Here is a 10760-nt window from a genome sequence, read left to right as displayed (position 1 = left end):
ACCGGCGGCCCGCACCGCCTCGGTCAGGGCCTGCGCCGCGGCAAGGCGTGCGGCCTCGGCATCCGACCAGCGGCGATACAGCAGCAGCCCCTCGGCCAGCCGCAGCGCGGCGCCGATCTCGCGGTACTTCGCCGCCGCACGCGCCTGCCGGGCCAGGGTCGCGGCCTGGGACGACAGCTGGTCCAGCGTGTCGTCGACGCGCGTCAGGTTGCCTTCGGCCCCGTTCAGCTTCAGCTCCGCCTCGTGGCGGCGCGCGTAAAGCCCCGAGATCCCCGCCGCCTCCTCCAGGATGCGGCGACGCGACTTGGGCTTGGCGCTGATCAGCTCGCTGATCTGGCCCTGCCGAACCAGCGCCGGGCTGTGCGCCCCGGTCGAGGCATCCGCAAACAGCATCTGCACGTCGCGCGCCCGCACGTCCTTGCCGGCGATCTTGTAGGCGCTGCCCGCGTCGCGGGTGATGCGACGGGTGATGTCGAACTGATCGTCCTCGTTGAAGCCCGCGGGCGCCAGACGGTCGCGGTTGTCGACGCTCAGCGAAACCTCGGCATGGGCACGGGCATTGCGGCGCGTGGTGCCTGCAAAGATCACGTCCTCCATCCCCTCGCCGCGCATCGCGGTGGGGCGGTTTTCGCCCATCACCCAACGCAGGGCCTCCAGCAGGTTGGACTTGCCGCAGCCGTTCGGGCCAACCACGCCCGTCAGCCCCTCGCGGATGACCAGATCGGTCGGGTCCACGAAGCTCTTGAAGCCGTTCAGTCGCAGGCGGTCAAAGCGCAAGGGTTGGGTCCAGATTCGATAAGGCTGGCGGATTGTCCATCCGCAGGGGGGACAAGTCAACCGGACCGCAAGATGTCGCCCCGCCGGGACAGTTTTCCACAAGATGCGCGGCGTTGCCACTGGCGCGACCGGGGGCTGCACGCTACTCTGGCGGCATGATCCGCAGCCTTGCCATCATCCTGACGTTCCAGCTGGTCGGAGAGATCACCTCGCGCGGCCTGGGCCTGCCCCTGCCCGGCCCGGTGGTCGGACTGATCGCGATGGTCGCGGCCTTCATGCTCCGCCCCGACCTGGCGCAGGCGATCCGCCCCACGGCGACGGGACTCTTGTCGCATCTGTCGCTGTTTTTCGTGCCTGCGGGGGTCGGCATCGTGGCCCACTGGGATCTGCTGCGCGAACAGGGGCTGGGGCTGGCGGCCGCCCTGACGGGATCGACGGTGCTGGCCATCGCCGCAGGGGCCTGGGCCTTCACCGCGGTGGCCCGCCTGACCGGATCCGAGGAACGCGCCGCCCTGAGGGATCAGGGGCATGAGTGATCCGGTCCTGATCTGGTCCTATCTGGCGCAGGGGCCGCTGCTGTGGCTGACCGCCACGCTCGTCGCGTACCTGGCGGGCGATGCGGTGTCGCGCAGGCTGGGCCGTGCCAGCTGGGCCAACCCCGTGCTGATCGCGGTGATCCTGCTGGCGGTGCTGCTGGGGATGACGGGGACAGGCTACGCCACCTATTTCGACGGCGCGCAGTTCGTGCATTTCATGCTAGGGCCGGCCACCGTGGCGCTGGCACTGCCGCTTTATGACAACCTGCCCCGCGTGCGGCGCGCGGCGTGGCCGATGCTGGCAGGGTTGCTGGCCGGATCCGGCGTCGCAGTCGTCTCGGCCCTGCTGATCGCCCGCGCCTTCAGGATCGAGGGATCGGTCCTGGCCTCGCTTGCACCGAAATCCACCACCGCACCCGTGGCCATCGGCATCGCCGAACAGCTGGGCGGTCAGCCCACGCTGACCGCGGCGCTGGTTCTGCTGACGGGCATCTTCGGCGCGATCGTGGTCACGCCTCTGCTGAACGCGATGAAGATCCGCGACTGGCGCGCGCGCGGATTTGCCGTGGGCGTCGCCGCGCATGGCATCGGCACGGCCCGGGCGTTCCAGGTGAACGCCACGGCGGGCGCGTTTTCGGGGATCGGCATGGGCCTAAACGCGGTGCTGACGGCGATCATCGCCCCGCTGGCCCTGCGTCTGTTCGGCAGCTAGGCGCTTTCGGGTATTTGGACAAAGAAGAAATCTGTCTCCTTTGTCCAAATACCCCCTTTGCCGGCCCCTATGGGTGGTCAGGCCGATTTGGGACGAAAGGCCTGGATCCGTGCAGGATCGGTCTCGATGCGCGCCGCACCCATCAGATCCAGGCAATAGGGAACAGCGGCAAAGACCGCATCCAGGCAGGTGGCGATGGCTGAGGGCTTCCCGGGGATGGTGATGATCAGGCTGCGCCCGCGGATCGCCGCGGTCTGGCGCGACAGGATGGCGGTCGGTACCTCGCGCAGGGAGGCGCGGCGCATCTCCTCTCCGAAGCCGGGCAGTTCCTTGTCCATCACGTCGGCCACGGCCTCGGGCGTCAGGTCGCGCGGTGCGGGGCCGGTGCCGCCAGTGACCAAGATCAGGTCCGCGCCCCCATCGGCCAGATCGCGCAGGGTGCTGGCGACGCTGTCGCGGCCGTCGGGAATGATGTGGCGGTCGATGGCCATGGGCGAGGTGACGACACCCCGCAGCCAGGCCTCGGCGCCGGGGCCGCCCTTGTCCTCGTACTCGCCTCGCGACGCGCGGTCGCTGACGGTGACGATGGCGATGCGGGCGGCCCCGGCGGTCATTTCGCCACGCGGGCGTTACGGTTCGCGATCAGCTTCAGGCGCAGGGCGTTCAGGCGGATGAAGCCCGCCGCGTCCTTCTGGTCATAGGCGCCGGCGTCGTCCTCGAAGGTCACATGCGCCTCGCTGTACAGCGAATGATCAGACCAGCGGCCCACGCAGGTCGCCAGACCCTTGTAGAGCTTCAGCCGCACCGTGCCGGTCACATGCTCCTGGCTCTTGTCGATCAGGGCCTGCAGCATCTCGCGCTCGGGGCTGAACCAGAAGCCGTTATAGATCAGTTCCGCATAGCGCGGCATGATCGAATCCTTCAGGTGGCCTGCGCCGCTGTCTAGGGTGATCTGCTCGATCCCGCGATGGGCTTCCAGCAGGACCGTGCCGCCCGGCGTCTCATAGATGCCGCGCGACTTCATGCCGACAAAGCGGTTCTCGACGAAATCCAGACGGCCGATGCCGTGCCGGCCGCCCAGTTCGTTCAGCTTGGTCAGAATCGTGGCGGGCGACATGGCCACGCCATTGATCGCGACCGCGTCGCCCTTCTCGAAGGTCACCTCGATGAATTCGGGCTGATCGGGGGCGTCTTCGGGGTTCACGGTGCGCTGATAGACATAGTCAGGCGCGGCCTCTGCAGGGTTCTCCAGCGCCTTGCCCTCACTCGAGGTGTGCAGCAGGTTCGCGTCCACGCTGAAGGGCGCCTCGCCGCGCTTGTCCTTGGCGATGGGGATCTGGTTCTTCTCGGCGAACTCGATCAGCTTGGTGCGGCTGGTCAGGTCCCATTCCCGCCATGGCGCGATCACCTTGATCGACGGGTCCAGCGCATAGGCCGACAGCTCGAACCGGACCTGGTCGTTGCCCTTGCCGGTCGCGCCATGCGCCACCGCATCCGCGCCCGATTCCTGCGCGATCCGCACCAGATGCTGAGAGATCAGCGGCCGCGCGATCGACGTGCCCAGCAGGTACAACCCCTCGTACAGCGCATTGGCCCGGAACATCGGGAAGACGAAATCGCGCACGAACTCCTCGCGCACGTCGACGATGTGAATGTTCTCGGCCGCAATGCCCAGCATCAGCGCCTTTTCGCGCGCGGGCTCCAGCTCCTCGCCCTGGCCCAGATCGGCGGTGAAGGTCACCACCTCGCAGCCGTATTCGGTCTGCAGCCATTTCAGGATGATCGAGGTATCAAGCCCCCCCGAATAGGCGAGGACGACTTTTTTCGGCGCGTCGGACATGCGGTTAACCCTTCGTCGAAGTTTCAGCGGGAATACGGCGATTTGCGCGTTGTCACAAGGGTTCGGGGGCGATTAGGGTCTGGGCGATTTCAAACGAGTGTTTTGATGCTGGCCTTTCGCCTTCTCCGCCATTCCATTCTGCAGCTGACCGGCAATCTGGGCGCGGCGCTGACGCTGTCGGTTCTGCCGCTGTTGCTGGCCGCCCTCGGCATCGGCATCGGGATGGCCGCGCGCCAGGCCCTAGCGGTCGGCGATCCGCCCGGGATCATTGTCGCAGTGGTGGCAGTGGCGATCGTCGCGACCTTCGTGCTGGCCTTCGTCAGCCTGGCTGCATCCTGGCATCGTCACGTCCTCCTGGGGGAACGCCCGCAGGTCTTTCGCAGCATCGGAGGTTCCGAGGCGCGCTATTTCTGGGCGGCGGTCAGGATGAGCCTCGTTATCATGCTGATCGTCTTCATGCCCATGATCCTCATCGTGGCGCTGACCTCGGCGTTGAACGGCAGCATCTACGTCACCATGCTGGCCAGCCTGATCATTGGGATCGCGGTGGCCATCATCGGCCTGCGCCTTGGAACAGGGCTGGCCGGGGCGGCCATCGGCGCGGCAAAGCCGCTGACGACCGGCTGGAAGGGGACGGAATCCTGTCTGGGCACCCTGCTCCTTCTGGCCGTGTTCAGCCAGATCCTGCAGACCATTCTGAACCTTGCGTCGCAGATCCCCGGTCTGGTGGGGTTGGTGGCCACGCTTCTGGCTGCCTGGCTGGGCACCCTGCTGTCGCTGTCGATCATCACCACGCTCTGGGGGCATTTCGTCGAGGGTCGCGCGCTGCGCTGACCCTTGCCAACAGGCCCGTTTCGCGGCATGGGCGGGGCATGGAAAACTTTGTCGCCGCCGTCCGTCTGGCCGAGGCCGCGCTTCGCGACCTGTTCGAGCCTACGCCCCTGCAACGCAACGACCATCTGTCGGCGAAATACGGCGCCGACATCTGGCTCAAGCGCGAGGACCTGACCCCAGTGCGCAGCTACAAGCTGCGCGGGGCGTTCAACGCGATGCGCAAGCAGGTCACGCCCGGCGCGCCCGGGCATTTCGTCTGCGCCAGTGCGGGGAACCATGCCCAGGGCGTGGCCTATGCCTGCCGCCATTTCGGCGCGCGCGGCACGATCTTCATGCCCATCACCACGCCGGGACAGAAGATCGACAAGACCCGCATGTTCGGCGGAGACGCGATCGAGATCGTACTGAAGGGCGACTATTTCGACCAGACCCTGGCCGCGGCCCAGGCCTTCTGCGCCGAACAGGGCGCGCAGTTCCTGTCGCCCTTCGACGCCCCCGACGTGATCGAGGGGCAGGCCACCGTCGGCATGGAGATGCTGGCGCAGCTTGGCCGCGCGCCCGACCTAGTCGTGCTGCCCGTGGGCGGGGGCGGCCTGTCAGCGGGCGTCACCAAGCTGCTGGCGACCCAGGCGCCGGACACCCGCTTTGCCTTTGCCGAACCCCTGGGCGGCGCCAGCCTCAAGGCCGCACTGCAGGAGGGGGCGCCCGTCGCCCTGCCGGCGGTGGACAGCTTCGTCGACGGTGCCGCGGTCGCGCGCATCGGAGCCTTGCCCTTCGAGGCGCTGCAGCGCTTTACCCCCGCCGACGTCTATCTGGCCCCCGAGGACCGCATCTGCCGCACCATGCTGGAGATGCTGAACACCGAAGGCGTGGTGCTGGAACCCGCGGGCGCGCTGGCGTTGGACGTGCTGGGCGATCTGGGCGACCTGTCCGGCAAGACCGTCGTCGCGGTCTGTTCGGGCGGCAATTTCGACTTCGAGCGTCTGCCCGAGGTCAAGGAGCGGGCCCAGCGGTTCCAGGGCGTGAAGAAGTATTTCGTGCTGCGCATGCCGCAGCGCCCCGGCGCGCTGCGCGATTTCCTGGACCTGCTGGGACCGAACGACGACATCGCGCGGTTCGAATACCTCAAGAAATCCGCCCGCAACTTCGGTTCGGTGCTGATCGGGATCGAGACGTCGGACCCGGCCAACCTGATCACGCTGATGGCGCGGCTGGACCGGTCAGGCTTTGCCTATCGCGACATCACGAACGACGGCATCCTGTCGGAACTGCTGGTCTGATCACGACGCGCGGGCGGCGGCCTGGCCGCTCAGGTCGCTGTCCATCACATGCGGCAGATCGCGCAGGAACAGCTGCTTTGTATGGCCGAAGCTGGCGCGCAGCGCCGCGGGGGCCAGGGCCGTCTGGTCGCCGCGGGCCAGCTGCTGTTCGGCGCGCAGGCACTGGGCGCAGAACTCGGTGAAGCCGATGTTCAGCGCCAGGCCGCGCAGCAGGTGCAGGTCCTCGGCCAGGTGCAGGGTGCGGCTGTCCAACGCGAACAGATGCGCCTCGATCTCGACCAGGATCATGTCGATGATGGGCAAAAGCTCCTCGGGGCCAAGCTCGTCGCGCAGCTCGATCACGCGGTTCCAATCGATCATTCCCCAAACCCTTCGAATCGCTGACATGCCCCTGTCTAGCGCGGTCGCCTTGCGAAAAGTTTAACCGCGGGAAACGGGGCGGTTTACCCGAAATTTACGACCGGCACGCTATGCATGGTCCCATGACAGCCGCGAATCGCCCCTCTCCCCTCTCCGACACGGCACCGCCCAAGCAGAAGCGGCTGGTGCTGCTGGTCGATGACAGCGCCGCGCAACGCCGGCTGCTGGCGCGGCTGCTGAAACGCGGCGGCTATGACGTGGTCGAGGCCGCCAACGGGGCCGAGGCGCTGCAGCTGTGCGAAAGGCTGGCCCCGGACCTCGTGCTGTCGGACTGGGTGATGCCCGAGATGACCGGCCTGCAGTTCTGCGCCGCGTTCCGCCAGTTGTCGCGCCCGAACTATGGCTATTTCGTGCTGCTGACGTCGAATGCCGACGCCCATGCCATCACCGAGGGCTTGCAGGCCGGCGCCGACGATTTCCTGACCAAGCCCGTGGCGCCCCAGGAACTGTTGGCGCGCCTTGCCGCCGGCGAGCGCATCCTGCGCATCGAGGAGGAGCTGCGCGCCAGCAACACCCAGCTGCGCCAGGCCCTGTCGCAGCTGTCCGAGACCCAGGCCGCGATGGAACGCGACCTGCGCGAGGCGCGCAAGCTGCAGCAGGGGCTGGTGCGCGAACGCTCCGGGCGGTTCGGCCAGATCGAGATCAGCCTGCTGTTGCGCCCAGCGGGCCATATCGGCGGCGACCTGGTGGGGTTCTTTCCCATCGGCGACGACAGGCTTGGCCTCTATGCGCTGGACGTATCAGGGCATGGCGTGACCGCGGCACTGCTGACGGCGCAGCTGTCGGTGCACCTGTCGGGGTCGTCCGACCAGAACATCGCGCTGCGCGGCGCGCTTGGCGGGGCGGATGCGGGGGGGCCGGCGGCGCTGGCACATTTCTTCAACACGATGATGCTGGAGGAGATGAACACCGACACCTACTTCACCATGATCTATGCCGAGCTGAACCACATGACCGGGCATCTGCGCATGGTCCAGGCGGGGCACCCCCACCCCGCGCTGCAACGGGCCGACGGCACGGTGACGCATCTAGGCGCGGGCGGCATGCCGATCGGCATCTTCGAAAGCCCGCTCTTCGACGAGATCGACATCACCCTTGGTCCCGGCGACCGTCTGCTGATCGCATCCGACGGCATCACCGAGGCCACGACCCCCAACGGCCGCCAGCTGGGCAATGACGGGCTTGAGGCGGTGATGCGCACCAACGCCTTCCTGAACGGCCATTCCTTCCTGGAATCAATGGCCTGGTCGGTGTCGGAATATTGCCGCGGCGAACGGCAGGACGACATGTCCGCGGTGCTGGTCGAGTTTCGTGGCACGGGCAAGGTCATCCGCCTGGACGACGGCTAGCGTCCCGCCAGCCACCCCGACAGCGCCGCACGCGACCCCGGATCAGCCAGCGCGTCCATCGCCTGCGCGGGCGTCATCCAATGCGCACTGTGTCCCGGTTCGGTCGGCGGCGACAGGCGGCTGATAGGCCGTGCCACCCAGATCTGACAGCGCTTTTCGGCGTGCATGTCGTAATCGGGCATGAAGCAGAACCGCCGATAGCTGCCCAGATAGCGCGGTGCGCCGATGGTCCAGCCGGTCTCCTCGGCCACCTCGCGGTGCAGGGCCGCCAAGGCGTGCTCTCCGGGGTCGATGCCGCCGCCGGGCAGCTGGAATTCGGGTTCGGGCGCCTGCTGATGCGTCAGCAGGATGCGCCCGTCGCGCCACAGGATCGCATAGGCGCCGGGCCTGCGGCGATAGCGGGGTCCGGTCAGCGGCGGTTGTCCGAAACGCGGGATCATGGGGCACCTGTCTGATTGCCCGCCCGTGATAGCCCGGACCGGGCGTGGCGGAAAGCGGCGTGCCCGGGCCCCCTTGGGATCGGCGGAAAATGCCTTATATTGGGCGCAACCGGGCGCGCAATGTCGGCGCCGACACCACCTCAAGGATCAATCATGAGTAAGATCAACCAGATCGCCTGGGACGACACCGTACTGCCCTTTCAACTTGACCGCAGCTCCATCCGGGGCCGCGTGGTGCGTCTGGACGGCGTCTTGGACCATATCCTGTCGCGTCACGACTATCCGCCCGCCGTCAGCGCCATGGTCGCCGAGATCGCGCTGCTGACCGCGCTGATCGGCCCGACCGTCAAGCTGCGCTGGAAGCTGAGCCTGCAGGTGCGCGGCAACGGCGCGATCCGCACGCTGGCCGCCGACTACTTCGCCCCCGAGGGCGAGAGCAAGCCCGCCCGCATCCGGGCCTGGGCCAGCTTCGACCCCGATCGCCTGGATGCCCGCGCCCCCCTCGAGCAGATCGGAGAGGGCTATTTCGCCATCCTGATCGACCAGGGACCGGGCAGCACCCCCTATCAGGGCATCACGCCGCTGACGGGCGGGTCGCTGTCGGCCTGCGCGCAGACCTATTTCGCGCAATCCGAACAGCTGCCGACGCGGTTCCAGCTGGCATCGGGTCAGTCGCGCCTGTCCGGTCAGGACGCGCAGTGGCGCGCCGGCGGCATGATGCTGCAGACTTTGCCCGGCAATCCGGCGCAGCCGACCGAGGGTGGCAGCGGCGAGGGCGGGCTGATCGAGGCGGCCGACATCCTGCAGGGCGCGGAATCCGAGGATTGGAGCCGAGCCAACATCCTGCTGGACACGGTCGAGACGCTGGAGCTGATCGGCCCCACCGTCGGCCCGACCGACCTGCTGCTGCGCCTGTTCCACGAGGAGACGCCGCGGGTCTTCGACGCGCACCGCGTGGAGTTCGGCTGTTCCTGCGACGCCGACCGGGTGCGGGGCACGCTTTCGATCTATTCGGCCAAGGACATCGCACACATGACCACCCCGGAGGGGACCGTGACCGCCGATTGCCAGTTCTGCGGCGCGCATTACGTCTTCGACCCGCAAAGCCTGGGCTTCGAGGCGACGGTGGATGCCGACGGCAACCCCCTGCCCGACAGCGACAGCGACAAGGCGGCCGAGTGACGGAGTGGTCAGAATCCCGCCTGCGCGACGCCCTGCGTCGCGCGGCGGACCCCAGCTCTGACTATGACCTGAACCCCGAAGCTGCGCCGCCGGACGCGCCCCTGCGCCCGGCGGGGGTGCTGGCGGCGTTTCGCGCCGATGACGGGCGCCTCGTCCTGACCAAGCGCGCGTCGGGGCTGCGCCACCATCCCGGCCAGATCGCCCTGCCCGGCGGCAAGGTCGATCCGGGCGACGCCGATGCCGTCGCCGCCGCCCTGCGCGAGGCGCGCGAGGAGATCGGCCTGGACCCCTTCCAAGTGCGCGTGCTGGGCTGCCTGCCGCCGCACCGCACCGTCACAGGCTTTTCCGTGACCCCGGTCCTGGCCGTGATCGACGGCCCCTTCGCCCCCGTCCCCGAGGCCGGAGAGGTGCAGGAGGCGTTCGACCTGCCCTTTGCGCATGTCGCCGACCCCGCCCGGTATCGCGTCGAACGCCGGCGCTGGCGCGGCGGCTGGCGCAGCTATCACGCGGCGCCGTTCGGGCCCTATTACCTGTGGGGCGCGACCGCGCGCATCCTGCTGGGACTGGCGCGGCGCCTATGACCCGGTTGCCCGCGCATGTGCTGGAGGATGCTGCCCTGATCCGGGTGCTGGACGCGCTGCAGGCAGAGGGCGATCACGCCTATCTGGTGGGCGGCGCGGTGCGCAACGCGCTGTTGGACCAACCCATCGACGACATCGACATCGCGACCGACGCCCTGCCCGACCGGGTGACCCGGCTGGCGCAGGCTGCGGGCCTCCGTGCGGTGCCCACGGGCATCGACCACGGCACCGTGACGCTGATCGCCGGCGGGCGCGGGTTCGAGGTCACGACCTTTCGCCGGGACGTCGACACCGACGGTCGCCGTGCCGTGGTCGCGTTCTCGACCGACCTGGCCCAGGACGCGGCGCGGCGCGATTTCACGATCAACGCGCTTTACGCGGGCCGCGACGGGGCGGTGATCGATCCGATGGGCGGCCTGCCCGATCTGGCCGCGCGTCGCCTGCGCTTTGTCGGCGACGCCCACGCGCGGATCACCGAGGATTACCTGCGCATCCTGCGCTTCTTCCGCTTTCTGGCCCGCTATGGGCAGGATGCCGACCCGGCCGCCGTCGCCGCCTGCGGCGCGCATCGCGACGGCCTGTCGCGCATCGCCCGCGAACGCATCGGGGCGGAACTGAAGAAACTGCTGGACGCGCCCGACCCCGGCCCGGCGGTCGCGCTGATGGACCGGACGGGGGTGCTGCATCAGTTGCTGCCCGGTGCCAATGCCGCGCGCCTGCAGGCGCTGCTGGACGCCGAACCCGCGCCCGGCGGCTGGCTGCGCCGTCTGGCGGCGCTTGGTCCGGTCCAGCCCGACCTGCGCCTGTCG

At 68.4% G+C, this 10760-nt stretch carries 13 protein-coding genes; 8 read left to right on the top strand and 5 right to left on the bottom strand.

Annotated elements, in window-relative coordinates; translation table 11 throughout:
• On the bottom strand, positions 1–777 hold a 777-nt coding region (locus FHD68_RS14795; protein ID WP_167550414.1), incomplete at its 3' end, for an AAA family ATPase.
• Positions 778–932: 155 nt separating this feature from the next.
• On the opposite strand from FHD68_RS14795, the gene FHD68_RS14790 reads away from it, so the two are divergent.
• Complete coding sequence (locus FHD68_RS14790) at positions 933–1313, top strand: CidA/LrgA family protein (RefSeq protein WP_127899285.1); 381 nt, start codon at positions 933–935, stop codon at positions 1311–1313.
• Positions 1306–2025: an LrgB family protein gene (locus FHD68_RS14785; protein ID WP_127897830.1), complete on the top strand. Its 720-nt coding sequence runs from the start codon at positions 1306–1308 to the stop codon at positions 2023–2025. Before FHD68_RS14790 ends, FHD68_RS14785 begins: the two co-directional genes overlap by 8 nt.
• A gap of 77 nt (positions 2026–2102) precedes the next feature.
• On the opposite strand, the gene mog is transcribed toward FHD68_RS14785, so the two are convergent.
• Together mog and FHD68_RS14775 are read right to left on the bottom strand one after the other, a co-directional pair.
• Entirely contained in the window at positions 2103–2639 is a 537-nt protein-coding gene (gene mog / locus FHD68_RS14780; RefSeq protein WP_127897829.1) for a molybdopterin adenylyltransferase, read from the bottom strand.
• Entirely contained in the window at positions 2636–3865 is a 1230-nt protein-coding gene (locus tag FHD68_RS14775) for an argininosuccinate synthase (RefSeq protein WP_127897828.1), read from the bottom strand. Before FHD68_RS14775 ends, mog begins: the two co-directional genes overlap by 4 nt.
• A 105-nt stretch (positions 3866–3970) precedes the next feature.
• Here FHD68_RS14775 and FHD68_RS14770 point away from each other — a divergent pair, with 105 nt between their 5' ends.
• Together FHD68_RS14770 and ilvA are read left to right on the top strand one after the other, a co-directional pair.
• The gene (locus FHD68_RS14770; protein ID WP_127897827.1) at positions 3971–4699 is read left to right on the top strand and encodes a hypothetical protein; all 729 of its coding nucleotides are present in this window, start codon (positions 3971–3973) and stop codon (positions 4697–4699) included.
• A 38-nt stretch (positions 4700–4737) separates the two neighbouring features.
• Complete coding sequence (gene ilvA / locus FHD68_RS14765; RefSeq protein WP_045983339.1) at positions 4738–5979, top strand: threonine ammonia-lyase IlvA; 1242 nt, start codon at positions 4738–4740, stop codon at positions 5977–5979.
• Here ilvA and FHD68_RS14760 read toward each other — a convergent pair whose 3' ends face one another.
• A complete protein-coding gene (locus FHD68_RS14760) occupies positions 5980–6339 on the bottom strand; it encodes an Hpt domain-containing protein (protein ID WP_127897826.1) in 360 nt (119 codons plus the stop codon). It lies immediately after the preceding gene.
• Between the two features lie 122 nt (positions 6340–6461).
• Between FHD68_RS14760 and FHD68_RS14755 the strand changes: the two genes are divergently transcribed.
• Positions 6462–7748: a PP2C family protein-serine/threonine phosphatase gene (locus tag FHD68_RS14755; protein ID WP_127897825.1), complete on the top strand. Its 1287-nt coding sequence runs from the start codon at positions 6462–6464 to the stop codon at positions 7746–7748.
• Here the strand turns inward: FHD68_RS14755 and FHD68_RS14750 are convergent.
• Positions 7745–8188 carry an NUDIX domain-containing protein gene (locus FHD68_RS14750; protein WP_045999969.1) on the bottom strand — a complete coding sequence of 148 codons (444 nt, stop codon included), beginning with the start codon at positions 8186–8188 and terminating at the stop codon, positions 7745–7747. The genes FHD68_RS14755 and FHD68_RS14750 overlap by 4 nt on opposite strands.
• Before the next feature lie 153 nt (positions 8189–8341).
• On the opposite strand from FHD68_RS14750, the gene hslO reads away from it, so the two are divergent.
• From hslO to FHD68_RS14735, 3 genes are all read left to right on the top strand, one after another.
• Complete coding sequence (gene hslO, locus FHD68_RS14745; RefSeq protein ID WP_139086115.1) at positions 8342–9370, top strand: Hsp33 family molecular chaperone HslO; 1029 nt, start codon at positions 8342–8344, stop codon at positions 9368–9370.
• The gene (locus tag FHD68_RS14740; RefSeq protein WP_240542493.1) at positions 9367–9951 is read left to right on the top strand and encodes an NUDIX hydrolase; all 585 of its coding nucleotides are present in this window, start codon (positions 9367–9369) and stop codon (positions 9949–9951) included. The genes hslO and FHD68_RS14740 overlap by 4 nt, the downstream gene beginning before the upstream one ends.
• The coding region (locus FHD68_RS14735; RefSeq protein WP_139086113.1) for a CCA tRNA nucleotidyltransferase at positions 9948–10760 on the top strand (813 nt) is incomplete at its 3' end. The genes FHD68_RS14740 and FHD68_RS14735, both read left to right, overlap by 4 nt.

Origin of the sequence: Paracoccus marcusii (assembly GCF_006151785.1) — a bacterium.
GTDB classification, from domain to species: Bacteria; Pseudomonadota; Alphaproteobacteria; order Rhodobacterales; family Rhodobacteraceae; genus Paracoccus; species Paracoccus marcusii.
This window is presented reverse-complemented; position numbering and strand designations above follow the sequence as displayed.

Excerpts from the sequence above, each read along its gene's own strand:
- FHD68_RS14790 (WP_127899285.1), top strand. The coding sequence starts at position 933 with ATGATCCGCAGCCTTGCCATCATCCTGACGTTCCAGCTGGTCGGAGAG.
- FHD68_RS14770 (WP_127897827.1), top strand. The coding sequence starts at position 3,971 with ATGCTGGCCTTTCGCCTTCTCCGCCATTCCATTCTGCAGCTGACCGGC.
- FHD68_RS14760 (WP_127897826.1), bottom strand. The coding sequence starts at position 6,339 with ATGATCGATTGGAACCGCGTGATCGAGCTGCGCGACGAGCTTGGCCCC.
- hslO (WP_139086115.1), top strand. The coding sequence starts at position 8,342 with ATGAGTAAGATCAACCAGATCGCCTGGGACGACACCGTACTGCCCTTT.
- FHD68_RS14755 (WP_127897825.1), top strand. The coding sequence starts at position 6,462 with ATGACAGCCGCGAATCGCCCCTCTCCCCTCTCCGACACGGCACCGCCC.
- FHD68_RS14775 (WP_127897828.1), bottom strand. The coding sequence starts at position 3,865 with ATGTCCGACGCGCCGAAAAAAGTCGTCCTCGCCTATTCGGGGGGGCTT.
- FHD68_RS14750 (WP_045999969.1), bottom strand. The coding sequence starts at position 8,188 with ATGATCCCGCGTTTCGGACAACCGCCGCTGACCGGACCCCGCTATCGC.
- ilvA (WP_045983339.1), top strand. The coding sequence starts at position 4,738 with ATGGAAAACTTTGTCGCCGCCGTCCGTCTGGCCGAGGCCGCGCTTCGC.
- mog (WP_127897829.1), bottom strand. The coding sequence starts at position 2,639 with ATGACCGCCGGGGCCGCCCGCATCGCCATCGTCACCGTCAGCGACCGC.
- FHD68_RS14785 (WP_127897830.1), top strand. The coding sequence starts at position 1,306 with ATGAGTGATCCGGTCCTGATCTGGTCCTATCTGGCGCAGGGGCCGCTG.